The organism is Gordonia sp. LMA167, from assembly GCF_058130025.1.
Map to the genome: position 1 here is coordinate 194,672 of NZ_CM176708.1, position 25,068 is coordinate 219,739.

Annotated in this window: 22 protein-coding genes and 1 tRNA gene; 13 read left to right on the forward strand and 10 right to left on the reverse strand. The window is 67.4% G+C overall.

From position 1 onward, the window contains the following. Window positions 1-67: 67 nt before the first annotated feature. On the forward strand, window positions 68-3,931 hold the full coding sequence (locus ACVT6V_RS00840) for a Pls/PosA family non-ribosomal peptide synthetase (protein ID WP_489897936.1): 3,864 nt from the start codon (window positions 68-70) through the stop codon (window positions 3,929-3,931). A 458-nt stretch (window positions 3,932-4,389) separates the two neighbouring features. Here ACVT6V_RS00840 and ACVT6V_RS00845 read toward each other — a convergent pair whose 3' ends face one another. Next, window positions 4,390-4,812, reverse strand: a complete 423-nt coding sequence (locus tag ACVT6V_RS00845) for a DoxX family protein (protein ID WP_489897937.1) — start codon at window positions 4,810-4,812, stop codon at window positions 4,390-4,392. A gap of 176 nt (window positions 4,813-4,988) precedes the next feature. On the opposite strand from ACVT6V_RS00845, the gene ACVT6V_RS00850 reads away from it, so the two are divergent. Both ACVT6V_RS00850 and ACVT6V_RS00855 read left to right on the forward strand, forming a co-directional pair. After that, window positions 4,989-6,344 carry a M1 family metallopeptidase gene (locus tag ACVT6V_RS00850; RefSeq protein ID WP_489897938.1) on the forward strand — a complete coding sequence of 452 codons (1,356 nt, stop codon included), beginning with the start codon at window positions 4,989-4,991 and terminating at the stop codon, window positions 6,342-6,344. Window positions 6,345-6,361: 17 nt separating this feature from the next. Beyond that, window positions 6,362-7,633: a lipopolysaccharide biosynthesis protein gene (locus ACVT6V_RS00855; RefSeq protein WP_489897939.1), complete on the forward strand. Its 1,272-nt coding sequence runs from the start codon at window positions 6,362-6,364 to the stop codon at window positions 7,631-7,633. Here the strand turns inward: ACVT6V_RS00855 and ACVT6V_RS00860 are convergent. Continuing rightward, window positions 7,576-8,442, reverse strand: coding sequence for a glycosyltransferase family 2 protein (locus ACVT6V_RS00860; protein ID WP_489897940.1), 867 nt, complete (start codon window positions 8,440-8,442; stop codon window positions 7,576-7,578). The genes ACVT6V_RS00855 and ACVT6V_RS00860 overlap by 58 nt on opposite strands. Before the next feature lie 61 nt (window positions 8,443-8,503). Here ACVT6V_RS00860 and ppgS point away from each other — a divergent pair, with 61 nt between their 5' ends. Together ppgS and ACVT6V_RS00870 are read left to right on the forward strand one after the other, a co-directional pair. Beyond that, window positions 8,504-9,208, forward strand: a complete 705-nt coding sequence (gene ppgS, locus ACVT6V_RS00865; RefSeq protein WP_489897941.1) for a polyprenyl-phospho-N-acetylgalactosaminyl synthase PpgS — start codon at window positions 8,504-8,506, stop codon at window positions 9,206-9,208. Window positions 9,209-9,215: 7 nt separating this feature from the next. Next, window positions 9,216-9,560, forward strand: coding sequence for a DUF2304 domain-containing protein (locus tag ACVT6V_RS00870; RefSeq protein WP_489897942.1), 345 nt, complete (start codon window positions 9,216-9,218; stop codon window positions 9,558-9,560). A gap of 225 nt (window positions 9,561-9,785) precedes the next feature. Here the strand turns inward: ACVT6V_RS00870 and ACVT6V_RS00875 are convergent, their stop codons facing one another. Both ACVT6V_RS00875 and rfbA read right to left on the reverse strand, forming a co-directional pair. Continuing rightward, the gene (locus ACVT6V_RS00875; protein WP_489897943.1) at window positions 9,786-10,403 is read right to left on the reverse strand and encodes a dTDP-4-dehydrorhamnose 3,5-epimerase family protein; all 618 of its coding nucleotides are present in this window, start codon (window positions 10,401-10,403) and stop codon (window positions 9,786-9,788) included. Beyond that, entirely contained in the window at window positions 10,403-11,278 is an 876-nt protein-coding gene (rfbA, locus tag ACVT6V_RS00880) for a glucose-1-phosphate thymidylyltransferase RfbA (RefSeq protein ID WP_489897944.1), read from the reverse strand. The genes ACVT6V_RS00875 and rfbA overlap by 1 nt, the downstream gene beginning before the upstream one ends. Before the next feature lie 98 nt (window positions 11,279-11,376). On the opposite strand from rfbA, the gene rfbB reads away from it, so the two are divergent. Continuing rightward, on the forward strand, window positions 11,377-12,381 hold the full coding sequence (gene rfbB, locus ACVT6V_RS00885) for a dTDP-glucose 4,6-dehydratase (RefSeq protein ID WP_489897127.1): 1,005 nt from the start codon (window positions 11,377-11,379) through the stop codon (window positions 12,379-12,381). 298 nt (window positions 12,382-12,679) lie between these two features. Here rfbB and ACVT6V_RS00890 read toward each other — a convergent pair whose 3' ends face one another. Further along, on the reverse strand, window positions 12,680-13,606 hold the full coding sequence (locus tag ACVT6V_RS00890; protein WP_489897945.1) for an alpha/beta hydrolase: 927 nt from the start codon (window positions 13,604-13,606) through the stop codon (window positions 12,680-12,682). Between the two features lie 87 nt (window positions 13,607-13,693). On the opposite strand from ACVT6V_RS00890, the gene galE reads away from it, so the two are divergent. Beyond that, complete coding sequence (gene galE / locus ACVT6V_RS00895; protein ID WP_489897946.1) at window positions 13,694-14,713, forward strand: UDP-glucose 4-epimerase GalE; 1,020 nt, start codon at window positions 13,694-13,696, stop codon at window positions 14,711-14,713. A gap of 94 nt (window positions 14,714-14,807) precedes the next feature. Here galE and ACVT6V_RS00900 read toward each other — a convergent pair whose 3' ends face one another. The 3 genes from ACVT6V_RS00900 to ACVT6V_RS00910 all read right to left on the reverse strand — a co-directional run bounded on the left by ACVT6V_RS00900 (window position 14,808) and on the right by ACVT6V_RS00910 (window position 18,905). Next, window positions 14,808-16,862: a DUF6541 family protein gene (locus tag ACVT6V_RS00900; RefSeq protein WP_489897947.1), complete on the reverse strand. Its 2,055-nt coding sequence runs from the start codon at window positions 16,860-16,862 to the stop codon at window positions 14,808-14,810. Window positions 16,863-17,004: 142 nt separating this feature from the next. Then, window positions 17,005-18,255, reverse strand: coding sequence for an MFS transporter (locus ACVT6V_RS00905; protein WP_489897948.1), 1,251 nt, complete (start codon window positions 18,253-18,255; stop codon window positions 17,005-17,007). Next, entirely contained in the window at window positions 18,252-18,905 is a 654-nt protein-coding gene (locus ACVT6V_RS00910) for a GntR family transcriptional regulator (RefSeq protein WP_489897949.1), read from the reverse strand. The genes ACVT6V_RS00905 and ACVT6V_RS00910 overlap by 4 nt, the downstream gene beginning before the upstream one ends. Window positions 18,906-19,155: 250 nt before the next feature. On the opposite strand from ACVT6V_RS00910, the gene ACVT6V_RS00915 reads away from it, so the two are divergent. Together ACVT6V_RS00915 and ACVT6V_RS00920 are read left to right on the forward strand one after the other, a co-directional pair. Next, on the forward strand, window positions 19,156-20,385 hold the full coding sequence (locus ACVT6V_RS00915; RefSeq protein WP_489897950.1) for an NAD(P)-dependent malic enzyme: 1,230 nt from the start codon (window positions 19,156-19,158) through the stop codon (window positions 20,383-20,385). A gap of 137 nt (window positions 20,386-20,522) precedes the next feature. Next, entirely contained in the window at window positions 20,523-21,353 is an 831-nt protein-coding gene (locus tag ACVT6V_RS00920) for a hypothetical protein (protein ID WP_489897951.1), read from the forward strand. A 66-nt stretch (window positions 21,354-21,419) separates the two neighbouring features. Here ACVT6V_RS00920 and ACVT6V_RS00925 read toward each other — a convergent pair whose 3' ends face one another. Next, the gene (locus ACVT6V_RS00925; protein WP_489897952.1) at window positions 21,420-22,088 is read right to left on the reverse strand and encodes a 4a-hydroxytetrahydrobiopterin dehydratase; all 669 of its coding nucleotides are present in this window, start codon (window positions 22,086-22,088) and stop codon (window positions 21,420-21,422) included. A 45-nt stretch (window positions 22,089-22,133) separates the two neighbouring features. On the opposite strand from ACVT6V_RS00925, the gene ACVT6V_RS00930 reads away from it, so the two are divergent. From ACVT6V_RS00930 to ACVT6V_RS00945, 4 genes are all read left to right on the forward strand, one after another. Next, on the forward strand, window positions 22,134-22,730 hold the full coding sequence (locus ACVT6V_RS00930; protein WP_489897953.1) for a hypothetical protein: 597 nt from the start codon (window positions 22,134-22,136) through the stop codon (window positions 22,728-22,730). An 8-nt stretch (window positions 22,731-22,738) separates the two neighbouring features. Beyond that, window positions 22,739-23,194, forward strand: coding sequence for a helix-turn-helix domain-containing protein (locus tag ACVT6V_RS00935; protein WP_489897954.1), 456 nt, complete (start codon window positions 22,739-22,741; stop codon window positions 23,192-23,194). 61 nt (window positions 23,195-23,255) lie between these two features. Beyond that, window positions 23,256-23,687 carry a VOC family protein gene (locus ACVT6V_RS00940; RefSeq protein ID WP_489897955.1) on the forward strand — a complete coding sequence of 144 codons (432 nt, stop codon included), beginning with the start codon at window positions 23,256-23,258 and terminating at the stop codon, window positions 23,685-23,687. Between the two features lie 100 nt (window positions 23,688-23,787). Next, window positions 23,788-23,863, forward strand: a tRNA-Thr gene (locus tag ACVT6V_RS00945). 14 nt (window positions 23,864-23,877) lie between these two features. Here the strand turns inward: ACVT6V_RS00945 and ACVT6V_RS00950 are convergent. After that, complete coding sequence (locus ACVT6V_RS00950; protein WP_489897956.1) at window positions 23,878-24,870, reverse strand: alpha/beta hydrolase; 993 nt, start codon at window positions 24,868-24,870, stop codon at window positions 23,878-23,880. Window positions 24,871-25,068: the final 198 nt, after the last annotated feature.

Consider the following 25,068-nt stretch of genomic DNA (forward strand, 5'->3'; position numbering starts at 1 on the left):
GTCACAGACGCCGCTCGGCTTCGTCGGCTATATTTCTCGCTTCGTGCCGAATCGATGGTGGTAATACGTGGTCATTCCGTCCCAGTTCCTGTTGTCGTCGCAGGCCAGCGCGCCGCGAACGCTGTGCGACGTTCTCGACAAGACCGCCGCCGAGTTCCCCGATTCGCCTGCGATCGATGATGGTGACCGAGCTCTCACCTACGGCGAACTCGTCGCGCTGGCACGTCGGGGCGCCGAGCGACTGGGCGAGTCGGGGGTCGGGCCCGGCGGGCGTGTCGGCGTCCGAATGCCGTCAGGCGGCCGTGATCTCTACGTGACCATCCTCTCCGCCCTGTACGCGGGGGCGGCATATGTCCCGGTGGACGCCGACGATCCGGACGAGCGCGCCGACCTCGTGTTCGGCGAGGCCAAGGTGGATGCCATCGTCGATGCCGACGGCATCCGTCCCGGCAGCGGCCGCGGTAACGCTCTCCCACCCCCGGATCGGCCCACCCCCGACGATGACGCCTGGATCATCTTCACCTCCGGGTCCACCGGAACGCCCAAGGGCGTGGCCGTCACCCATCGCAATGCCGCGGCATTCGTCGACGCCGAGGCGCGAATGTTCCTGCTCGACGACCCGCTGGGCCCCGACGATCGCGTCCTGGCCGGGCTGTCGGTCGCATTCGACGCCTCCTGCGAGGAGATGTGGCTGGCCTGGCGGCACGGCGCCTGCCTGGTCCCCGCGCCACGTTCACTCGTTCGCAGCGGCATGGACCTCGGTCCGTGGCTGGTCCAGCGCGACATCACCGTGGTGTCCACGGTGCCGACGTTGGCGTCGCTGTGGCCGCCGGAGGCGCTGGAAGCCGTGCGGCTGTTGATCTTCGGCGGCGAGGCGTGTCCCCCCGAATTGGCCGAGCGGCTCGCCGTGGAGGGTCGCGAGGTGTGGAACACCTACGGCCCGACCGAGGCCACGGTGGTGGCGTGCGCGGCACCGCTCGACGGCCAGGGACCTGTCCGCATCGGATTGCCGCTTCCCGGTTGGGATCTCGCCGTCGTCGGCGCCGACGGGCAGCCGGTCAACGAAGGCGAGGTCGGTGAACTCGTGATCGGCGGGGTGGGCCTCGCCCGCTATCTCGATCCGGCCAAGGACGCCGAAAAGTACGCGCCCATGCCCACACTGGGCTGGGATCGGGCCTACCGCAGCGGCGACCTCGTGCGGCTCGACCCGGCCGGTCTCCTGTTCCAGGGCCGTGCCGACGACCAGGTGAAGGTGGGCGGTCGGCGCATCGAACTCGGTGAGATCGACAATGCGCTGCAACAACTTCCGGGTGTCAGCGGCGCCGCGGCCGCGGTGCGCAAGTCCGCGGCCGGCAACAGCCTGCTCGTCGGCTATCTCGTGTCGCCCCGTCCGGATTTCGACGTCGCCGCTGCGCACGCCCTGCTGGTCGAACGTCTGCCTGCCCCGATGGTGCCGCGACTGGCACTGGTCGACGAACTGCCGACCCGGACGTCGGGCAAGGTCGACCGCGCGGCACTCCCCTGGCCGCTGCCGGGCAGCGGGCCGTCGGAGGCCGGCGACGAACTCACCGACACCGAGGCGTGGATGGCGCAATGCTGGACGGATGTCCTCGGCGTCACCGTCGACGACCCGTCCGCCGACTTCTTCGCCGAGGGCGGCGGCTCGCTCGCGGCTGCCCAGCTGGTGACCGCGTTGCGGGCCCGTTATCCCGACATCACCGTCGCCGACCTCTACGACCATCCACGTCTCGGCTCGCTGGCAGAGTTGCTCGACGGGCGGGTTCCGACGACGGTCGTCCAACCGCGCGACGTCACCCCGACGCCCCGCCGCGCCGGTCTCGCACAGATCGCGTTGTCGGTGCCGCTGACCACCCTCACCGGCCTGCAGTGGGCCACATGGCTGGGCGTGGTGAACAACATCGCCGTCGCGGTGGTCGACGAGGCCGACCGGAACGTGCCGTGGCTGGTGTCGGTCAACTGGTGGGTCCTGCTCGTCGCGTTCCTCGTGTTCATCACACCGCCCGGTCGGATGGTGATCGCGGCGACCGGCGCCCGGCTCCTGCTTGCCGGCGTCACACCGGGCACCTATCCACGTGGTGGCCGCACCCACATCCGACTGTGGGTCGCCGAGCGCCTGCTCGACGCGAGTGGCGCGGCCAACCTGTCCGGTGCGCCGTGGATGATCTACCTCGCCCGGGCGTTGGGCGCGACCATCGGCAAAGGCGTGGACCTGCACACCATCCCGCCGGTCACCGGATTCCTGACCATCGGCGAGGGCGCCTCGGTCGAACCGGAGGTCGACATCGCCGGATGGTGGATCGACGGCGACATGGTCCACATCGGAGAGATCGTCATCAAGCGCGGCGCATCCATCGGTGCCCGGTCGACACTGATGCCCGGCGCGGTCATCGGCCGGGAGGCCGAGGTCGCCCCGGGTTCGGCGGTGCGCGGCCGGGTGAAAGCGCAACAGCTGTGGGCGGGCTCGCCCGCGGTGAAGGCCGGCAAGGCGGCGCACCCCTGGCCGGAGCACCGGCCACCGCGGGGCAGCTGGTGGGTGCCGATCTATGGCATCTCGTCGATGTTGCTGGCGGCGATCCCGCTGTTCGCCCTAGGCGCCGGCCTGGCAGTCATGGGCTCGTGGGCCATCCACGCAGACACGCTGGGCAGCGTCGGGCTGCGCTGCCTCGCCCTGCTGCCCGTCGCCACCGTGACGAGCCTGCTGATCTTCGCGGTGATCACCGCCGGCCTGGTGCGGTTGTTGTCGATCGGGCTGTCGAAGGGCTATTACCCCGTCCGCTCGCGCGTCGGATGGCAGGTGTGGATGACCGAGCGTCTACTCGATTCCGCGCGCACGTACCTCTTCCCGCTGTACGCGAGTCTGCTCACGCCATGGTGGTTCCGGCTGCTCGGGGTGAAGGTGGGGCCTGGGACCGAGATCTCGACCGCACTGGTGTTGCCGCGGTTCACCACCATCGGCGAAGGGGCGTTCCTCGCCGACGACACCATGGTCGCGTCCTACGAGCTCGGTGGCGGGTGGCTGCACATCGACGAGGCGAAGGTGGGCAAGCGCTCGTTCCTGGGTAATTCGGGGATGACCGGACCCGGTCGCAAGGTGCCGAAGAACAGTCTCGTCGCGGTGCTGTCGGCGACGCCGGACCGCGCCAAGTCGGGGTCGAGTTGGTTGGGCAGCCCACCGGTCCGGTTGCGGCGGACGGCCGCCGAGACCGACACGTCCCGCACTTTCGATCCGCCGCTACGTCTCAAGGTGGCACGCGCGGTCGTCGAGACCTTGCGCATCATCCCGGTGATGGTGTCGTTCGGGCTGGGGCTGTACATGCTGCTGGGCCTGCAGTACATCGCCCAGAATTCTCACTACTGGGTGGCCGCACTGGTCAGCGGCCTGTTGCTGCTGGTGGCGGGCACCGCAGCCTGTTGCATAGCGGCGGCCGCGAAATGGTTGGTCGTCGGCCGGATCCGGGTCTCCGAGCATCCGTTGTGGAGCTCGTTCGTGTGGCGCAACGAGCTGTCCGATGCCTTTGTGGAAACCGTTGCGGCACCGTGGTTCGCGAATGCCGCGACCGGCACCCCGATCCTCAATCTGTGGCTGCGGATGCTCGGCGCCCACATCGGCAAGGGTGTCTGGTGCGAGACCTACTGGCTGCCCGAGGCCGACCTGGTCACCCTCGGCGACGGCGCGACAGTGCAGCGCGGGTGCGTCGTGCAGACCCACCTGTTCCACGACCGGGTGATGGCGATCGACGAAGTGGTCCTCGAGGCCGGCGCCACCCTGGGCCCGCACTGCGTCGCGCTGCCGGCGTCCGGACTGGGCGAATCGGCGACGGTCGGCCCGGCATCGCTGGTCATGCGCGGCGACGTGGTGCCCGCGCACACCCGGTGGCAGGGCAATCCGATCGCCCCGTGGAGTGCGTAAGGCCGCGGCTGCTACTGCTCGAGGCGGCAACCAACCGCACCCGCTGATCGAGGCGACCCCAGGCACTCGCCCCTATTCGCTGATCGAGGCGACTCCTGGCACTCGCCCCTTTTCGCTGATCGAGGCGACTCCAGGCACTCGCCCCTATTCGCTGATCGAGCCGACCCCAGGCACTCGCCCCTATTCGCTGATCGAGCCGACCCCAGGCACTCGCCCCTATTCGCTGATCGAGGCGACTCCAGGCACTCGCTCTTTTCGCTGATCGAGTAGGCACCGAGCCGCTAGGCGAGGCGCCGTATCGAGATCACTTGCATCGAACGGGATCTCGATACGCCCTCGCCTAGCGGCTCGGACTACTCGATCAGCGGAGACCGGCGGCTCGGACTACTCGATCAGCGGGCCTAGCGACTCGCCCACGCGACTAGCGAACGATGAACCGCGTACCGATCAGCAGAGCCTCAGTCGACGACCGCCCGCCGCCGGCGCCGGAACACATAGTGGTCCGCGGCAGCGCTGCCGGCCTGCGCGAAGCCGACCGCGAGCAGACCGCCGATGAGCGCCAACGGCAATTCGTACCCCCCGTCGGCGCTCCAGAACCCGGCATCCCAGTGGGCGTAGATGATCGCGCCGATCATGTCGATGATCAACAGAATCGACACCAACGGGAGCAGCAGCCCGAGGATCAGCAAGATGCCGCCGACGAACTCGACCCAGGTCGCGTATTGCGCGGCGAGATTCGGCGCCGGTACACCCATGGCGTCAAAGCTCTTCTCCGTATTGCCGATTCCGTTCGTGTGTAGCTTCTGCCAGCCGTGCATGATGAAGATGTAACCGAGAATCAGTCGTGCCAAGAAGAACGTCACACTGCGCATGCCGAACATCAGTTTCCCTTTCGTCCCGACCCCTCACAATAACCGGACCACGGTCCGGTTCTTCGCCTAGCGTCTCACACCGACACCGCCCGGTGCATCTCCGGCGGGACAGGTAACCTGAGTGTCCGCGACGGCATACGGTCGATGTGGGACGACGCGCCGCGTTCGAGCAGACGGGAGGGTCAGTGCCGGGAAAGTCGGCCAAGGGTCCACGTGAGCCCCTCCTCGGTGCGCCGCTGGATGCCCTCGACCCGTATCTGCCCGACAACGGCAACCTCGGCTACCGCATCTCGCGGTATGACCTCGACCTCGAATACAAGGTGTCACCCAACCGACTATCCGGTGTGGCGACGCTCACCGCAACGTCCTTCATCCATCTGCAGCGATTCACGCTGGACCTGGCGTCGACGATGTCGGTGTCGAAAGTGACGGTCAACGGCAAACAGGCACGCCACCGTCATCGGAACCGGAAACTGGCCGTCACACCCGACTCCCCCATCCCACCGGGCGGAGCGATGACGATCGTGATCCGCTATGCGGGATCGCCGCGGCCGATCCGCGGCTCCTGGGGCGAGGTCGGCTGGGAGGAACTCACCGACGGCGCGCTGTGCGCCAACCAGCCCAATGGCGCCGCGTCGTGGTTCCCGTGCGACGACCACCCGAGCGCCAAGTCGCCCTATCGCATCTCGATCACCACCGACAGCCCGTACTACGCCCTCGCCAACGGTGTCCTCCAATCGAAACGGACCCGCGCCGCCCAGACCACCTGGATCTACGAACAGGTCGAACCGATGCCCACCTACCTGGCGTCGGTCCAGATCGGCATGTACAAGAAGAAGACGTTGGCCACCAAACCCGTTCCGGTGTCGGCCATCTTCCCGCCACGACTCACGCGCACCTTCGACATCGACTTCGGTCGGCAGGTGGAGATGATCGAGGTGTTCGTCGAGATGTTCGGGCCCTATCCGTTCCCCGGCTACACCGTCGTGGTCACCGACGACGAACTCGACATCCCGGTCGAGGCCCAGAGCCTGTCCACCTTCGGCGCCAACCACTGCGACGGCACCGGCCACGCGGAACGACTCATCGCCCACGAGTTGGCCCATCAATGGTTCGGAAACTCGGTGACGCTCAACCGGTGGCGCGACATCTGGCTGCATGAAGGTTTCGCCTGCTACGCCGAATGGCTCTGGAGCCAGCGGTCCGGCGGTAACAGTGCCACCGAATGGGCCCGCCATTACTACGACAAACTCGCCGCGAATCCCGTGCGGGCCACCCTGGCCGATCCGGGACCGCGCCGGATGTTCGACGACTGGGTCTACAAGCGGGGCGCGCTCACCCTGCACGCACTGCGTCTCACCATCGGCGACGGCAACTTCTTCGCCCTGCTGAAACGCTGGACGGACAAGTACCGCTACGGATCGGCCACCACCGAGGACTTCATCACGCTGGCCGCCAACTACTCCACGATGTCGCTCGGCAGTCTGTTCGACGATTGGCTGTTCAGCGCCGCGCTGCCGCCATTTCCCGGACCGTCCTGACCGGCCGTCCGAGCCCGATGTCCGACGACACCGACGCACCACCCGTGCGGTCCGCCGCGTCCGGCGCGATCGGCCGCGTCACCATCGCCACGCTCATCGCCGCGGCATCGGGGTACCTGGTCCTGCTGATCGCGGCCCGGCATCTCGGTGCGGCGGGCTACGCGGTGTTCGCGGTGTTCTGGGCGGCCTACGGCATGGTCACCGGCGCGCAGAACGGTCAGCTGCAGGAGACCACCCGCGCAGTGCGAGCCGCCATCGACTCCGGTGTCACCACGCGCGTGCGTCCGTGGCTGGTCAACGCGACGATCGGGGTGACGCTGGGCGCGGCCGTCGCCGTGACGTCACCGCTGTGGAGCGGGCAGGTGTTCACCGAGCACCGCTGGCTGTCGGTGCTGCTACTCGCCGTCGGGGTGGCGTCCTTCGGCGTCTACGCACATCTCGCGGGAGCCCTGTCGGGCGCGGTGTCCTGGGGCGCCTTCGCCACTCTGCTGTCGGTGGACGCCCTGATCCGACTCGTCGGCGCGATCATGGCCGTGGTGCTCGACGCCGGCGTGACCGCGTTTCTGGTTGTCACGGTGATCGGGTCGGTGTCGTGGATGATCCTTCTGCTGACGTCGCGCGCAGCTCGCGCGGCCGTCGGTCTACCCGGCGACGTCGCGTCCCGACGATTCGGCACCAACACGGTGACCGCGATGGCCGCGGCCGCGGCGAGTGCGGTGCTGGTGATGGGATTCCCGGTGCTGATCAACGCGACCGGCGGCGACGATGCCGACACCGCGGCGGTCGGCGCGGTGGTGCTGGCCGTGACGTTGACCCGAGCTCCGCTCCTGGTTCCGCTGAACAGCTTTCAGGGTGTCCTGATCACGCGGTTCGTCGACGGGCGCGACCATCTGGGGAGCGCGCTGCGGGCGCCGGCCGCGGCGGTTGCCGCCATCGGTGTCGTGGGTTCGGTGGCGGCCTGGTTGATCGGTCCCTGGTTGCTCGCCGCGGTCTTCGGTGCCGAGTTCCGCCTGGCCGGCGCGACGCTCGCCGCGTTCACGCTGGGCGCCACCGCACTGGCCCTGCTGACGGTGACCGGGGCCGCCACGATCGCCATGCACGCCCATCGCTGGTTCGCGGCAGGGTGGTGGATCGCCACGCTCGCGTCGATCGCGCTGCTGCTGTCACCCGCGGACGTCGAGACGCGGGTCGCGATCGCGCTGATCGGCGGACCCGTCGTCGGGATGGTCGTTCACGGTGTGGCGCTCGGACGCCGGAACCGGCCGACGGCGGCGACCGCCCGCGACTGAGCGTGGTTGAGCCGCGACGTCGCGTGCAGACGCGCGGCCCGCGCGGCGGTGGACCACCCGCGCTCGGCGCACCGCCGTGCCTCGCCGGCGAAGAAGTTGTTCTCCTCGGCGAATCGCCGGCCGTCGACGGCCTGGACCGAGCTGACCGACGCGTCGTGGCGTCGATAGCGGAACACCACCGTCGGGTCGTGGACGAGCACGCCGCCGTCGGCCGCCAAGTCCACCAGTAACGCCAGGTCGAGCACGATCTCCAGGCCGGGCCGGAACCCGATGTCGCGGACCTGATCGGTGCGCCACAGCAGTGACGGGAAGTAGGTCCAGTTGCCGTGGTAGAGGCTGGTCGCCATCGCCTCGCCACGCAGCACCCGCGCCTCGCCGCCCGTGCGGGGGGCGAGCAGCGACTTGATCCGGTCACCCAGCGGGCGGACCACACGGTCGCGATCGTCGATCACCTCGACGCCCGGCGCGATGACCGATGCCTCGGGATGGGCGCGGGTCAGTGAGCGGACCGTTCCGAGATAGTCCGGCAGCATGACGTCGTCGCATCCCATCACGACGAAATGGTCGGCCTGCACCAGTTCGACACAGCGCCGGAAGTTGCCGTTCACCCCGAGGTTGCTGGTGTTGCGCACGTAGTGCACCCGAGGATCGGTCAGCGACTCGAGCCACTCGCGGGGTTCGGGGTCGGGATAGCAGTCGTCGACCACGACGAGACGGAGGTCGCCGTCGTGCTGATCGAGGACACTGCGCACCGCCTGACGGAACTGTCCGACATCGCCGTAGAACGGCATCATCACGTCGATCGGCACCCGCCCAGACTAGGACAACGGCTCATCGGCGACCCGCCGCGGCTCCGCTAGGGTTACCGTCATGACCTCCGGGGACACCAGCAACGATGATGTGTGGCTGGTGATACCCGTCTTCAACGAGGCGGAGGTGATCCGCGGGGTCGTCACCGAGGCCCGGCGGACCTTTCCGAACATCGTCTGCGTCGACGACGGCAGCCGCGACCGTTCGGCCGAGGAGATCACGGCAGCCGGAGCACGCCTCGTCCGGCACCCGGTGAATCTCGGGCAGGGCGCCGCGATCCAGACCGGCGTGGAGTATGCGCGTGCCCAGCCGGGAGCCCGATTCTTTGTGACCTTCGACGCCGACGGTCAGCACCGTGTCGAGGACGTCGTCGCGATGATCGCACGACTGCGCACCGAGCCGGTCGACATCATCGTCGGCACACGGTTCGCCGAGGGCCGCAGCGAATCGGTGCCGCTGCTACGCCGGACCGCGTTGCGCGTCATCGTGTTCCTCAGCCCGCGCACCCGGAGGCTCGGACTCACCGACGCGCACAACGGACTCCGTGCATTCAACAAGACGGTGGCCGATCAACTCGACCTGTTGATGAGCGGCATGAGCCACGCGTCGGAGTTCGTGGCCCTCATCGACCACTACCACTGGCGGGTCGCCGAACAGCCGGTGACCATCCTGTACACCGATTACTCGCGCGCGAAGGGACAGTCGCTGATCAACGGCGTCAACATCGTCGCCGACGGGCTGTTCCACACCCGGATGAGGAGATGACACCGACATGATCTGGCTGCAGATCCTGACGATCCTCGGCATCGTGGCCCTCGTCACGTTCTTCATCATCAACCGCGGCACCGCCCGGTCATCGGCGGGTGTGAAGCTGCTGTTCGTCGCGTTCGTGGTGTTCGGCGTCTACGCGATGCTCCGCCAGAACGACGTCACCTGGATGGCCAACAAGATCGGTATCCAGCGCGGCCTGGACCTGGTGCTGTTCCTGCTGGTGATCGCCTTCGCGTTCACCACGGTGTCCACCTACCTGCGGTTCCGCGAGCTGGAGATCAAGTACGCCCGGCTGGCGAGAGCTGTCGCCCTCCAGGAGGCCCGCCGAGAGAACGACGCAACCTGACCTCGCCAATTCTTGAAGATCGCGAGACATAACTCGCCAAGTCTTGGCACGGAGGTCGAGAGAACCCGAAATCTCTTCGAGAGAACCCAGCCGCGCTCGCGAACCGATGCTGTCGGCGCAACTCTGGGTTCTCTCGGAGAGATTTCGGGTTCTCTCGACGCGAAACGGCGATCCGTCGAAACCCTTCGCGTCGAAACCCTTCACGTCGTGACAAGACTTGCGTTGTCAGGTTGCCAGCTCGCGCAGGTAGGTGGTGACGTCGCCGAAGTCGGGGAGCAGCCCTGCCTGCTTGGCCTCCGACAAACCTGGTGCGGCGGTGTCCTTCGCGGACAGTTCGTAGTCGAGTGGGCTGCCGTCGCGCGCCGTCGTCGGCCAGGCGATGCCCAATTCGGGATCGAGCGGGTTGATGCCGTGTTCGGCGGTGGGGTTGTAGCCGGTGGAGCACAGGTAGGTGACCGTCGAGCCGTCGGCGAGCGAGCAGAACGCGTGGCCCAGTCCCTCGGACAGATACACGGCGCGGCGGTCGACGTCATCGAGCAGCACGGTGTCGTAGGTGCCGAAGGTAGGTGAGCCGACCCGGATGTCGACGATGACATCGAGGATCGCGCCTGACGGACAGGTCACGTACTTGGCCTGCCCGGGCGGGACGTCGGCGAAGTGCACGCCGCGCAGCACGCCGGCCGCCGACACCGACAAGTTGACCTGCGCCAGGTCGAGCCGGTGTCCGATGGCCTCGGCCAGCAGGTCACCCTTGAACACCTCGGCGAACAGCCCGCGGTCGTCGCCGTGTTGCACCGGCGTGATCTCCCACGCACCGTCGATGGCCAGCGGGCGCAGTTTCATCAGAAGCCCTTTCCGCGTTCGAGCAGTTCGAGGAGGTAGTTGCCGTATCCGGATTTCCGCAGTTTCTCTGCACGCGAACGCAGTTCGTCGTCGCCGATGAAGCCGCGCCGCCACGCGATCTCCTCGGGCACCGCGATCTTGAGTCCCTGCCGTTGTTCCACCGTGCGAACGAAATTGCCTGCGTCGAGTAGGGAGTCGAAGGTGCCGGTGTCGAGCCAGGCGGTGCCGCGGGGCAACACCTTCACGGCCAGTTTGCCCTGCTCGAGATAGTGCGCGTTGATGTCGGTGATCTCGTATTCGCCACGGGCACTGGGCTTGAGGTCACGGGCGATCTGCACGACGTCGTTGTCGTAGAAATAAAGCCCGGGCACCGCATAGTTGGAGCGCGGATGTTCCGGCTTCTCCTGCAACGCCACCGCGGTGCCGTTGTCATCGAAGTCGACGACCCCATAGGCCGACGGGTCGGCCACCCAGTAGGCGAAAATCGCTCCGCCGTCGACGTTCTCGAATCCCTGCAGCTGGCTTCCCAATCCGGGTCCGTAGAAGATGTTGTCACCCAACACAAGTGCGGCCGACTCGTCTCCGATGTGGTCGGCGCCGAGGATGAACGCCTGCGCAAGACCGTCAGGTGACGGCTGCGTGACATAGGTGAGGTTGATGCCGAACTGCTCGCCGGTGCCCAGCAGCCCCTGGAAAGCGCCGCTGTCGTGCGGCGTGGTGATGATCAAGATGTCCCGGATGCCGGCCAGCATGAGGGTCGACAGCGGGTAATAGATCATCGGCTTGTCGTAGACGGGTACGAGCTGTTTGCTGACGCCCTGGGTGATCGGGTGCAGGCGGGTGCCTGTCCCGCCGGCGAGAATGATGCCGCGCATGCGTCACAGCGTAGTGGTGTGTCCAGGCAGCGGCTCCGCAACGCACCCGGTCAGGCGCTCACCGGTACAGTGATCGGCGTCTGCGAAGGGGTGTGTTCATGCGGGTTCTGGTCACCGGGGGCGCCGGGTTCATTGGCGCGAACTTCGTGCTGCGAACCCTCGAGCAGCGGCCCGATGTGCAGGTCACGGTGCTGGACAAGCTGACCTATGCGGCCAACCCGGCGACGCTGGACGCCGTCGGCGACCGCATCGACCTGGTCAAAGGTGACATCGCCGACGCCGACCTGGTCGACGCTCTGGTGGCCGGCACCGACCTGGTGGTGCATTTCGCCGCGGAGTCACACAACGACAACTCGCTGGCCGACCCCACCGCATTCGTCCAGACCAACCTGGTCGGCACGTTCTCGCTACTGGAGGCGGTGCGCCGCCACGACGTGCGCTACCACCACATCAGCACCGACGAGGTGTACGGCGACCTGGACCTCGACGACCCGGCCCGCTTCACCGAGCAGACCGCCTACAACCCGTCGAGCCCCTACTCGTCGACCAAGGCGGGCAGCGACCTGCTGGTGCGGGCGTGGGTGCGCTCGTTCGGACTGCGCGCCACGATCTCCAACTGCTCGAACAACTACGGCCCGTTCCAGCACATCGAGAAGTTCATCCCGCGTCAGATCACCAACGTGCTGTCGGGGGTGCGGCCCAAGCTATACGGCGACGGCCTCAACGTGCGCGACTGGATTCACGTCGACGACCACAACGATGCCGTGTGGACCATCATCGAGCGCGGCGAGATCGGCGAGACCTACCTGATCGGCGCCGACGGTGAGGTGAACAACCGCACCGTCGTAGAGACCATCCTGGAGTTGCTGGGCCAGCCCGCTGACGCGTTCGACTTCGTCACCGACCGCCCCGGCCACGACCGCCGCTACGCCATCGACTCCACCCGGCTGCGCACCGAACTCGGCTGGCGACCGCAGTACGTGGACTTCCGCGCCGGACTGTCGGCGACCATCGACTGGTACCGCGACCACCCCGACTGGTGGCAGCCCACCAAACAGGCCGTCGAACAGACCTACGCGGCCACCGAACGGGTCATCGGCTGATCGGGTAACCGTGCACCTCGCGGATCGAGCAGCTATGTAGACAGCGCTGATCGAGCAGCCGGCAGGCGGCAGCGAGGCGATTTGTCGAGATCAGGTCACGAGATCTCGATACGTCCTCGCCTAGCGGCTCGGACTACTCGATCACCGGGGGAAACGGCTCGAACCACGCGATCACCGGGGGAAACGGCTCGAACCACGCGATCACCGGAAGCACACGGCTCGAACCACGCGATCACCGGGAGCAATCGATCACCGGGTGGAGCGGCTCGCATGACTCGAGCAGGCGGCGAACGCACGCCTACTCCGGCAGCGGCACCACCCGATCGAGGAAGTCCACCTGGTCGGCGACGACCTCCTCGAAGGCGTCCCCGACGTAGATGTCGAAGTGTCCCTCGGGGTAGCGGATCAATTGGGTCGTCGGTCCCTGCCGCGCGTACCGCACGGTCTGTCGGCGCGGCGCGACGGAGTCCTTGTCACATACGCAGACCAGCACCGGGCAGGTGAGTTCGCGCAATGCCCGTCCCGGATGGTGCAGCGGAATCGTCAGCGCCACGCGGGCCGCGACCGCGTTGGTGAACGGCTGACCGTCGGGAACCAAACGAAGATAGCCGGGCACGACATCCGGTGCGGTCATCAGCGCCGTCTCGCCGGGCTCCCCGGCCACCGCGATCATCACCGGCTCACGCCGACGGAGCGTGGCGCCGACGTCGGCGACGGCGCGGAGGGTCATCTTGGCCGCCGTCTTTGGGTCGAGCGCGAGCACCGAAGCGGTACCGCTGGTGAACGGGCACTGGGCGATCACCGCCGCGATCCGGCCGTCACGGGCCGCGGCGACCATCACGTGGCCACCGCCGAACGACGTGCCCCACAGCACCACGCGCGAGCTGTCGACATCGGGAATCGTCCGTGCGTAGGCGATGGCCGCCGCCCAGTCGTCGAGCTGCTTGCGAATCGACAACAGCTGCCGGGGTTCACCATCGCTGGCGCCGAAGTGGCGGTAGTCGAAGACCAGACAGGCATACCCGGCGTCGGTGAACCGCTCGGCGAACGCGTCCAGCCGCATCTCCTTCACCGCACCGAGCCCGTGGGCCATGACGATGATCGGCGCCGGGGTCCCGGTGTCCGGCAGGTACAGCCACCCACGGCACACGTCGTTGTGGCGATTCGACCCACTCGCCTCACTCCCGGCGCCACCCGACCCGAATTCCACGTCTGCCCGCGACACACGCAGACCGTATCCCCTGTGCATGAGGCCGACAACACACAGGATCTCTGCGGCGCTCTCCCAGAGTCGCCGCATACGGTGGTGACCATGCGTGTACTCGTCAGCGGCGGCGCCGGCTACATCGGCTCACACACCGTCATCAGACTCGCCGAGGCCGGCCACGACGTCGTGGTCGTGGACGATTTCAGCAACGCCAAACCGACAGTGGTCGGCCGGCTCGAGGCGTTGACCGGGACGTCGATCCCGGTTCACTCGTTCGATCTCGCCGACGTGGACAAGACCGAGCATCTGTTCGCCCACGAACACATCGACGCGGTGATCCACTTCGCGGGGTTCAAAGCCGTCGGCGAATCGGTGGCGAAGCCGCTGGACTACTACCAGAACAATCTGGGCAGCACCTTCTCACTGCTCCGGGCGATGGACCGCCACGACGTCCGAACCCTGGTGTTCTCGTCGTCGGCGACCGTCTACGGCGCCGACCCGCAGCTGCCGATGACCGAAGATCTGCCGACGTCGGCGACCAACCCGTACGGCTGGACCAAGGTGATGATCGAGCAGATCCTCGCCGACGTCGCCGCGAGCGACGACCGCTGGCGCATGGCCGCGCTGCGCTACTTCAACCCGGTCGGTGCCCACGCCAGCGGCGACATCGGCGAGGACCCCAGCGGTATCCCCAACAACCTGATGCCGTTCGTGGCGCAGGTGGCGGTCGGGCGCCGGGAGAAGCTGTCGGTGTTCGGCGACGACTACGACACCCCTGACGGCACGGGAGTCCGCGACTACATCCATGTCGACGACCTCGCCGCCGGACATGTCGCCGCGCTCGCCCGCATCAGCGTGGGCTCGGATCCGATGTCGATCTGGAACCTCGGCACCGGGCAGGGCGTGTCGGTGCTCGAGGTGATCAAGGCATTCGAACGCGCCAGCGGCCGCCCAGTCCGCTACGAGATCGCACCCCGCCGCGCCGGCGACATCGCCGCCTCCTACGCCGACCCGTCGAAGGCCAACGCCGATCTCGGCTGGCAGGCGTACAAGACCATCGACGACATGTGCGAAGACACCTGGCGGTGGCAGTCGAAGAACCCGGAAGGGTACCCGGACGCCTGAGCCTGGTGGCTGCAATCGTCCCGCAGGGAGCCGGCCGACGGAATATCCCCTCGCCCGGCCGTGACGGGGACGACTATCGCCACATCGCCTCGCCTCAGCTGGTCGGTGACGCGAGAACCGAATCGTTGACCCGGTACACGGTCACGTTGCCCTGACGGAACACCGGAGTGAGCCCGGGCGCACCGTGTTCGCGCAGCGCCAGGAAGGGGTCGCCTTGCACCCCGTGCTCCGGGTCGGGCACGCCGTTCTGGAAGGCCCAGTAGCTCGGCGGACTGTCGATCACGTAGTGCACGTTCATGTCCCGGACGATGCCATCGATGTACGGGTCCGCACCGATCGTGGACACGCCCCAGAACACATCACGCTGGCGCTGTGAGAAGTCGTTGGCCCGGTAGAACGGGAACATCGGGGTGAGCCCGGTGACCGGGTAGATCCAGCCGGTCCCCTGGTCCAGGTTGTTCAGGATCAGGGCGTCGTGCGCGTCCGGCCGCGCCTCGAGCCAGTGGTAGGCGGCGAGGTCGTCGGGACCGATGAATTTGCCGCCGCGTTCCTTCGATGCGATCTGCGCATTCGGCGGGTAGCGCAGCACTCCGGCGCCGGCGATCAGCACGAGGAGCACCGCGAACGCGGCGGGCACCACCCATCGCGTCGACCGCGCCTCGGCCGCCGGGTCGCGGGACGTGCGGCGGGACACCAGGTCGGCCAGGCCGAGCGCGATGACGCCGAGCGCGAGCCCGGCAGCGGCGGCGGAGAAGATCGCCACCACAAAGGTCAACCGGTGTGGAGAGTTGTAGAAGTAGCCGCCGATGGCACCCAACGGATACGACAGCGGCCCCAGCGCGACCACCGAGTTCGCGGTGACCCCGACGAAGACCACCCACCCGGCGAGTCCGGCCCAACACCGCATCCACACCAGCACACCGAGGCCGATGACCGTGAGCGCGATCAGACCCCAGACCGGGTAGTACTTCTCGAGTGGGATGGTGCCGTTGAACGCGGCCTGGCCCAGTCCCTTCAGGATTCCGATGCCTTCCTCACGGAAGTCGAAGAACGGCAGCTCGTTGGTGTCGGCGACCTTGATGGTCCCGTAGACGACGGGCGCGATCCCCACGAGCGTGATGGCGCCCGTAACGGCCAGCGTCGCGACGTCGCGCACACGCCCGTACGCGGGCCGCCACAGTCCCTCCAGTAGCCACCACAACCCGACGATCACGCCGGCGAGGATCAGACCCGACGGGTGCGTCGCCGCGACGCCCGACACGGCGGCTGCGGCCGGCAGCACCCGCCGGCGGTCGCGGACGGCGCTGATCACCAGGATGGCGGCGACCGGAGCCATCGAGACACCCACCGCGTTCGGGACCGAGGTGAGCTCGACCTCGACGTAGGGCAACGACGGGAAGATCGCCGACACGGCACCGGCCACCCCGGCCACCATCGCCGACCGGTTGGTGTCGTAGCGGTGCCGGGCGAACCAGTACGCGAGGGAGGCGACTCCGAACGGCACCGTGATCGCCAGGACAGCCGGCGAATAGGTGTTGTAGAGCTCGACGGGATTGGCGCCGGTGATCGGCATCAGAACCGCACCGAGCGCATGCCAGGTGTTGGGGTAGTAGTTGAACGCGTGGGTGTCGTAGTTCATCAGTTCGCCCATGCGTAGCGCCGACCCGACCCCGGTTTCGTGAATCCAGCGCAGCGAACTCGCGTGCCACAACGAATCCCACACCTGGGAGATGTTGTTCAGCCCGGCAAACGTGCTGGTGAGCAGAGGTCGGATGCAGGTGATCGCGACGATCACCGCACCCAGGCCGATCCCCGCGACCAGCGGGATCATGGCGCGCCCACTCAGCGGCGGGTCGTCGGTGTCGGACCCGCGCGGTGCCCAACCGGCGAGCCGACGGGTCCGCAGCACCGCGGCGTACGCCCAGGCCGCGAGCAGCGTGATCACCAGGGCGAGCAGGGCCGTCACCAGATTCCATTCGAACCCGATGGCCGAGTAGAGCACGGTGAAGACACTGACGATGGCGAACGTGATGGGCGGACCGGCCGCGATCGCGACCGGCCACGGCAGATACATCCGCCGGCCGACCAACGCCCCGGGCACCACCAGCATCAGGGACGTCACGATGGTGACCCATGCCCCCAGCATCATCGCCCCGCAACCTCCCATGTCCGTATCCGCGGAGTCCGTGGGGCGATACGCCACGCCCGCTCGGCGCGAGCGTCAGGGATCGGGTGGCGACGAATCCGCCCCCGTCGACGGCCCGCCGGCTACTCCGATGACCAGCACGAGGCTACCGGTCGCCGGCCGGCACCCCGGCAGCCCGCTCGGCGCGATGTGCGACCACCACGATCAGCAGGCATCCCAGCGCTGCCACCACCCCGAACCCGAACATCATCGGATAGGTCACCCACGAGTAGTTCTCCGAGATCGCGGCCAGGATGGCCGGCACCGCGAAGCCCAGGTAGGTGACGCTGTAGAAGACGGCGGTCAACCCCGCGAGGTTGGCCGGGGCGGCGATGCGCTGCACTTCCAGCAGCCCGGCGATCATCGACATGCCGTACCCACAGCCCAACACCACCGCGGCGACCAACGCGATCCACACGGTCAGCAGGTGCGCCGCGACGGCCGCCAACGCCATGCCGACCGCGAGCATCACGAGCGCGAGCATCGGCCCCCGCACACTGCCGGGAACGTCGAGGCGACGGCCGAGCGACTGGATCCCGAATCCGGCGCCGAGGCCGAGGACGCAGCACAGACCGGCGAACGCGATGGGTGCCCCGGCGGTGCGCGCCGACATCAGCGCGGGGATCACCGCGTACGCCGACGCCGCGGCCCCGAACACCCATGGGGCGACGGGCAGCACGACGAGCAGGAACCGTCGTTGTGTGACGCCGGTGATCTTCAGGTCCTCGACGAGACGGCCCGGCGTTCGGAGGCGCTCCCGGGTCTCCGGCGCGCGGAGGACACCGGCGAGTGCGACCCCTGCGAGGACGATGTTGACCGCATAGGGCGTGACCGTCGGCCACGGACCCCACTCGGCGAGCACCCCGGCCAAGCCCGCCCCGATACCGAAGCCCGCGGTGAGACTCATCGCCGCGCGACGCGCACCGGCACCAGCGCGGTCGCCGTCACGCGCACTGATCTCGGCGATCCAGCTGCCGCCGACGGCCATGGACAGTCCGAGCGCGACACCGCTGGCGATCCGGCCGATACCGAGCAGCGCGAATGAGTGGGCGCCCAGGGCGAGCAGAAGGGAACCGAGCGCGGCGAACAGGGGTGCGGGCACCATGAGGGGCCGTCGTCCGAGCCGGTCCGAGAGCGGTCCGCCGATCAGCAGGGCCGGGACGATGCCGAGCACATAGGTGAACAGCAAGCTGTCCACCGCCACCGCGGACAGGTTCCCGTCCTGCCGGTACATGACGAGCAGGGGCGTGAACTCGTTGCCGCCCCAGGCGGCGGTGAACACCGCCAGGGCCACGGGCAGCCACCGTCGTCGGCCGACGGCGGACTCCTCCGGCCGCCGCAGCGTTGACACGCTCATCGGTCGCCTCCCGGCCGCAGGTTGTGCACTCCGGTGAGATGTGCGTCGAGCGCCGCGGCGAACGCGTCGGCGTCGCCCTGCTCGATGGCGGCGAGCAGCTCACGATGGTCGCTCAGGATGCGGGCAGCGACGGTCTCGTCTCGGTTGACACTGGCGGTCGTCATCCGGCGATGACGTTCGCCGAGGCTCACGAAGAAGTCGGCCAGCAGCGGGTTGTCACCCGCGGTGACGATGCGCTGGTGGAAGTCGGCGTCGAGCCGCGAGAACTCGGCGATGTCGGCGGGATCGGCGTGGCGATGCCGTGCGAGGTTGCGTTCGAGACGTCCGACGAGATGCTCCCGGGCGACCGGATCGTCGACGAGCGAACGCACCGCGTTCTCCTCCAGCAACCGCCGCGCAGCCACCACGTCGCGTGCCTCGCGATCGGAGATCGGCACCACCAGCGCGCCCCGCTTCGGATACAGACGCATCCACCCCTCGGCCTCGAGGCGGAGGAAGGCCTCCCGCACAGGGGTGCGACTCACATCACATTTGGCTGCGATCTCCCCTTCGCTGATCAGCTCACCGCCGACGATCTCGTTTGTGAGAATCTGGCCTTTGACCTCGCGATACACACGTTCAGCAGCCGATTTACCGGTTGTCCACGACATAGACACAAGTTGTATCTTATCTGTCTGCGCGATCAATCGGGGGTCACCTTGATCGACCCACGCACGCGGTGCGACACTGAGCGGGTTCCGCGACCCAGGTTCATCCGTCTACGGGACGCGGCGGTTCGCGGTACGGCCGGAGGTCACATCCACTCCGCGCCCCGGGCCGGGCAGTTGTAGGGGTGCCCCAGTGACGTGGCGCCACCGTAGATACCCGTCGATTTCGACGCGGGCTACCAGGAGGAAAACCGTGGCCAGCACGGCAGACAACGTCCCCACCGACCATCAGGCGCGAGCACCGTTCAAGGAGCCCACGATCGACGACCTCCCCATCACCGACGAAGAGATCTTCATGGCCCACGTCGGTGGCAAGCTCTCGGTGGAGTTGCGTTCACCGATCGACACCCAGCGCGACCTCTCGATCGCCTACACCCCGGGTGTGGCCCAGGTGTCCCGCGCGATCGACAACGAGACCGAACTGGTCAAGAAATACACCTGGACCGATCGCCTGGTGGCCGTCGTCTCCGACGGTTCGGCCGTCCTCGGCCTCGGCGACATCGGACCGCGGGCGTCACTGCCGGTCATGGAGGGCAAGTCGGCACTGTTCCGTACCTTCGCCGGACTGAACTCGATCCCGATCGTGCTCGACACCCAGGACCCCGACGAGATCGTCGAGACACTCATCCGCCTGCGCCCGAGCTTCGGCGCGGTGAACCTCGAGGACATCTCCGCACCGCGCTGCTTCGAGATCGAACGCCGCGTCATCGAAGCGCTGGACTGCCCGGTCATGCACGACGACCAGCACGGCACCGCGATCGTCGTGTTGGCCGCCCTCAAGGGTGCGATGGCACTGCAGAAGCGTGACCTGCGGGACCTCAAGGTGGTCATCTCCGGCGCCGGTGCCGCGGGCGTGGCGTGTGCCAACATCCTCGGCCACGCCGGGGTGACCGATGTCGTGGTGCTCGATTCCAAGGGGATCGTCAGCTTCCATCGCGACGACCTGAACGAGATCAAGCAGGAGTTGGCCGAACGCACCAATCCGCGCAGTCTCGGGGGTGGGCCCGCCGAGGCGTTGGCCGGCGCCGATGTGTTCCTCGGTGTCTCCGCGGGCAAGATCGACGAATCGCTCATCGCGTCGATGGCCGATGACGCGATCGTGTTCGCGTTGTCCAATCCGGACCCGGAGATCCACCCGACCGTCGCCGCCAAGCATGCCGCGATCGTCGCGACCGGCCGCAGCGACTTCCCGAATCAGATCAACAACGTCCTCGCCTTCCCGGGTGTGTTCGCGGGTGCCCTCGACGCCGGTGCCCGCCGGATCACCGAGCGCATGAAGCTCGCCGCCGCGGAGGCGATCTTCTCCGTCGTCGCCGACGACCTGCGCACCGACAAGATCGTGCCGAGCCCGCTCGATGATCGCGTCGCCCCGGCGGTCGCGGCGGCCGTCGCCGACGCCGCGCGGGCCGAAGGCGTCGCCTGAGCCGACCGCTCGACCCACTGGTGACCACGATCGTCCCCGTGAGCGTCCACCGAGGGAAATAAACCCTCGGATGTCGCTCACGGGGACGATTGTCGTCACTACGGATCCACGCACGTGCCTGGCGCGTCTCATATGGCATGGAACTCGAACCGCGGGTGTACACCCGTGCCGAACTCAACACGCTGGGCATAACCGACTCCGAGATGCGCCGTGCACTGCGGGCCGGGCACCTTTCCAGGCCGGGCCGGGGCTGGTATGCGCCGACCGACGCCGATCCCGAGGCCATCGAAGCGGCTCGACGCGGCGGCTGCGTGAGTTGCGTGTCCGCACTTCGGCGACATGGCTTCTGGGTGATGCCGGGTTACCACAGGCTTCATGTCCGCGGTTCAAAACATCAGGGCGCGAAACGGCACGACTTCTGCCGGACCCCCGGGCGCCCGCTGCCGGTGACGACATCGCTCGATCCGCCCGAGATCGCACTGGCCTGTGCGGCCGGATGCATGAGCGAGGAGGACTGGATCATCACTGCGGACTCCGTCCTCAACAAGTCGCAGATCAGTGTGGATGAACTTGCGGCACGGTTGCCCCAGACAAGCCGTCGGATCGTGAGGATGCTGAGCAAGTGCGACCCCGGGTCCCAGTCAGGAACCGAGTCTGCGGTACGCCTGCGACTACGTGCACGCGGTTTTCATGTCGAGGTCCAGGCCCGGGTCCCAGGCGTCGGCCATGTCGACCTGAAGGTCGGAAAGCTGATCATCGAGTGTGACAGCAAGGAGCATCACACCAGTCGGGAGAACTACCACAAGGACCGCCGGAGGGATCGAAAGTCGTTCACGCAACGGCTCATTCCATTTCGCGTGACCTACGACGACGTCCTTTACGGGTGGGACGAGGTGCTCGCCGACATCTGCGTGATCACCGACGCCGACCGCCATCGACTGCCTCGGACGCGACCATCGTCCCCCTGAGCACTGACCGAGGGAAAATACCCCTCGGAACGACGCCACGGGGACGATTGCGGCGGATGTGTGAGGTCAGTCCCGGCCCCGCCATGTACAGAGGCAGATCTCGTTGCCTTCCGGGTCGGCGAGTACCCACCATTCCGGCGCGAACTCGTCGGTGAGCAGCTGCCCACCCGCCTCGAGGGCCGCCGAGATCCGCTCCTTCACCGCGTCGTGCGGCAGCCAGAGGTCGAAGTGGACCCGATTGCGCTGCGGGCGTGGTTCGTCCATCTGCTGGAACCACACACCGGGCAGCACCCCGGCCGGATCGGACAGGTCCATCGAGGTCTGCTCCGGTTCGTCGCGGTAACCGAGGACCGCCTTCCAGAACGGTCGCACGTTGGCGATGTCCATGGCGTCGATACCGAGTTCGAAGCGGCCCGGTGGAGCCGCGGCGAGCTCGAGGTCGAGGTCTGCGGCGATGGCCGAGATCCGGTTGGCCAATGCCACGTCGGCCTCGGTCAGGCAGTGCGCACTATGGGTGGTCAGCGCGAGATGCACTGAACCGTAACGCAAGTCGATGTCGGGATGATGTCCGGCCGCTTCGGCGGCCTCGATGATCTTCGCGACGAACTCGCCGCCACGCACCATGTTCTTGGTGCGGAATCCGGCGTAGACGGTGTCGGCGAGGACCCGCCATGGATCGGAGAGTGCTTCGGTGGCCGCCGCGGCGCTGACTGGTGTTCCACTGGATCCGGTCATTCCTGCACCCTACGACCGTGAGGCGATCGTCGGTACCCTCATCGTGTGCTTCTTCCCGTGCAAGCGGCGCAGGGTGTGGCGGACGGAGCGCTTGACCTGGCCTTCCGCCGGTGGAAGGCCGCGCGGGTCAAGGCGGGTTCGACGTTCATCAGTTCGGCCGGGGTCATCGAGATCGTCTCGGTGGATCAGGTCGAGGCGGGCGCCATCTCCGACGACGATGCGCGACGCGCAGGCTTCGCCACCGCTGCGGCGGCCATCGCGAAACTCCGCAAGAACGACGACCCCATCTTCCGGGTGGGGCTGCGCTGGGCCGGCCCCGATCCGCGGATAGCGCTCCGCGAAGACGACGCGTTGTCCGACGACGACATCGCGGACCTCCTGATGCGCCTGCAGCGCCTGGACGACCGCTCGTCACACGGTCCATGGACCCGCGCGACCCTCGAGATCATCAGACGACGACCCGCCGTCGTCTCGACGGAGCTCGCTGCCGAATTGGGCAGGGATCGGCCCGATTTCAAGCTCGACGTCCGGAAGCTGAAGAAGCTTGGCCTCACCCGGAGTCTCGAGGTCGGCTACGAGCTGTCCCCGCGCGGGCGCGCGCTGCTGAATAGACTCGAAGAACGTCAGTCCGGCGGCGCATAATCGACGGCATGACCAGCGCTCCGCCGGCCCGTCACCTGTTGCGGGCCAAGGATCTCGTCGACGCCCGGTTCGCCGAACCGTTGACCGTCGATGACATGGCGGCCGCCGCGAAACTCTCCCGCGCCCATTTCACCCGCGCATTCACCGCCACCTTCGGCGAATCGCCGCACGCCTACCTACAGACCCGACGACTCGAGCGTGCGGCCGCGATGCTGCGCAACACCGACCGCCCGGTCGCCGACATCTGCATGTCGGTCGGCCTGTCGAGCGTCGGGTCGTTCACCACGAGCTTCAGCAAGGCGTTCGGTAAGACCCCGACGGCCTATCGGGCGTCGTTCCCGCCCGCGATGAATCAGGTCCCGGTGCCGACGTGCGTGATGCGCCTCTACAACCGGCCGAGTCCGACGACACGTGCCGAGAAGACAGCACAGGGGAAGAAGCGCGCCGGTACCGAGAGCTCGTAGCGTAAGCATCACCAGCAATCAACCAGCGCCTCTCATGCGCTGAAAATGGAAGGTGAGCACCATGATTCGCATTGCGAGCGCACAACTGTGGGTACACGACCAGGACGAGGCACTGAAGTTCTGGACCACCAAGGTCGGCATGGAGATCCGGCAAGACGTCACCATGGCGGAGCTGGGCGGCTTCCGTTGGTTGACCGTCGGTCCGCCCGGGCAGAACGACGTGTCTATCGTGCTGATGGACATCCCCGGCCCACCGATGATCGACGACGGCACCCGTGAAGAGATCCAGAACCTCACCGCCAAGGGCTTCGCCGGCACCGTGTTCCTCACCACCGACGACTGCCAGGCCTCCTACGAGGAGCTCGCGGCACGTGGTGTGGAGTTCACCGAAACCCCGGAGCAGCGTCCGTACGGGATCGATGCCGGGTTCCGTGATCCGTCCGGCAACAGCGTCCGGCTCACGCAGCTGGCGCCGGAGTTGGCGGACGCCTGACCCCGACTACCCAGACCGGGCCCCGTCGACCAGACAGGCGCCCGGTTTGGTCGCGTGCCGGTCGGCTCGCTACACTCGTTTGCGCTGCCTCGCGCAGCACGCCGCCCTAGCTCAGTCGGTAGAGCAATTCACTCGTAATGAATAGGTCAGGGGTTCGATTCCCCTGGGCGGCTCCACGGTGGTCGCGACCTCACCGGTTCATCGCGGCCCACAACATCGGCCACGAATCCTTCAGATCCCGCTCCCAGTAGCCCCAGGAATGGGTTCCGGTCGGTCGGATGTGCACCGTTGCCGGGATGTGGAGATCACGGAGGCGACGAGCCATCTGTTGCGTGCAGACGTTGACGGCCACCTCGATACCGCCGCCGTACACGATCCGCTGGAACAGTCCCATCGCGGAATCGGGGTCGGTCACGGTGGACAGGGCTTCGTCGGGCCCCGGCACACCTGTGCCCGTGGACAGATAGACGGCCGTCCCACGGAGTCGGTCAGCGTTCACATAGGGGTCGTTTTCACGCCAGCCCGGCCCGTCCAGCGGCCCCCACATGTTCTCGGCGTCGGCGCCGCCCAGCAATTCCACCACCGCGCGCACATAGGCCTGGCCCAGGGGATCGCTCGTGCGTGCGCAACCGCTGTAAGACGCCACCGCTCGGTACAGGCCGGGCGCCGCCTCCGCCAAGTTGAGCACCGACGTTCCCGCCATCGAGATACCGGCCAGCGCGTTGGCACCGGTCGCCCCGAACGCCGCGTCGAGGAGAGGCGGCAGCTCGCGGGTCAGGAATGTCTGCCATTTCTGCCGGCCGAGCCGCGGATCGTCGCGCCACCAATCGGTGTAGTACGAGTACGCGCCGCGCATCGGGGTGACGACGGTGACGTGCTTGTCGGCGAAGAACCGCACATAATCGGTGCGTTTCGCCCAGCTCGCGGCATCCTCGCCGCCACCCGCGCCGTTCAGCAGATAGAGGATCGGCGCCGGGGATCGATCACGAGGCAAGATCACGTCCATCGGTATCACCCGGTCCATCGCGACCGAGTAGACGTACAGCACCTGCCGCTGCGGCCCCTCGATCGTCCGACCGACGATCTCCGCACGCACCGGCGTCGCCCGCGCCGACGCAAACGACATCGTCGCACCCAGCAACAGTGCTCCCAGTGCTGCCCCGACCGCGCGCAGCAACCTCATCGTTCTCGACAACCGATCAACGCCCCGGATGACGGCCCCAACCAATCCGGTGCACAACACTGTAGGACTGTCGCCGGCAAGTGAAAAGGGCTGATCTCCACGACAAAGGTGACGATCGGCCGAACGCCGACCAATCGATTCTTCGAACCCGGCAAATCTCCATATAGTGGTGGTGAGATCCTCGGTCAGTCGCGCGAA

What these genes read in the sequence shown, in the direction of transcription:
- ACVT6V_RS00845 (WP_489897937.1), bottom strand. Translation starts at nt 4,812, where the DNA reads ATGTTCGGCATGCGCAGTGTGACGTTCTTCTTGGCACGACTGATTCTC.
- ACVT6V_RS00855 (WP_489897939.1), top strand. Translation starts at nt 6,362, where the DNA reads ATGTCCGACGACACCGACGCACCACCCGTGCGGTCCGCCGCGTCCGGC.
- ppgS (WP_489897941.1), top strand. Translation starts at nt 8,504, where the DNA reads ATGACCTCCGGGGACACCAGCAACGATGATGTGTGGCTGGTGATACCC.
- ACVT6V_RS00870 (WP_489897942.1), top strand. Translation starts at nt 9,216, where the DNA reads ATGATCTGGCTGCAGATCCTGACGATCCTCGGCATCGTGGCCCTCGTC.
- ACVT6V_RS00875 (WP_489897943.1), bottom strand. Translation starts at nt 10,403, where the DNA reads ATGAAACTGCGCCCGCTGGCCATCGACGGTGCGTGGGAGATCACGCCG.
- rfbA (WP_489897944.1), bottom strand. Translation starts at nt 11,278, where the DNA reads ATGCGCGGCATCATTCTCGCCGGCGGGACAGGCACCCGCCTGCACCCG.
- rfbB (WP_489897127.1), top strand. Translation starts at nt 11,377, where the DNA reads ATGCGGGTTCTGGTCACCGGGGGCGCCGGGTTCATTGGCGCGAACTTC.
- galE (WP_489897946.1), top strand. Translation starts at nt 13,694, where the DNA reads ATGCGTGTACTCGTCAGCGGCGGCGCCGGCTACATCGGCTCACACACC.
- ACVT6V_RS00900 (WP_489897947.1), bottom strand. Translation starts at nt 16,862, where the DNA reads ATGATGCTGGGGGCATGGGTCACCATCGTGACGTCCCTGATGCTGGTG.
- ACVT6V_RS00905 (WP_489897948.1), bottom strand. Translation starts at nt 18,255, where the DNA reads ATGAGCGTGTCAACGCTGCGGCGGCCGGAGGAGTCCGCCGTCGGCCGA.
- ACVT6V_RS00910 (WP_489897949.1), bottom strand. Translation starts at nt 18,905, where the DNA reads ATGTCGTGGACAACCGGTAAATCGGCTGCTGAACGTGTGTATCGCGAG.
- ACVT6V_RS00920 (WP_489897951.1), top strand. Translation starts at nt 20,523, where the DNA reads ATGGAACTCGAACCGCGGGTGTACACCCGTGCCGAACTCAACACGCTG.
- ACVT6V_RS00925 (WP_489897952.1), bottom strand. Translation starts at nt 22,088, where the DNA reads ATGACCGGATCCAGTGGAACACCAGTCAGCGCCGCGGCGGCCACCGAA.
- ACVT6V_RS00935 (WP_489897954.1), top strand. Translation starts at nt 22,739, where the DNA reads ATGACCAGCGCTCCGCCGGCCCGTCACCTGTTGCGGGCCAAGGATCTC.
- ACVT6V_RS00940 (WP_489897955.1), top strand. Translation starts at nt 23,256, where the DNA reads ATGATTCGCATTGCGAGCGCACAACTGTGGGTACACGACCAGGACGAG.
- ACVT6V_RS00950 (WP_489897956.1), bottom strand. Translation starts at nt 24,870, where the DNA reads ATGAGGTTGCTGCGCGCGGTCGGGGCAGCACTGGGAGCACTGTTGCTG.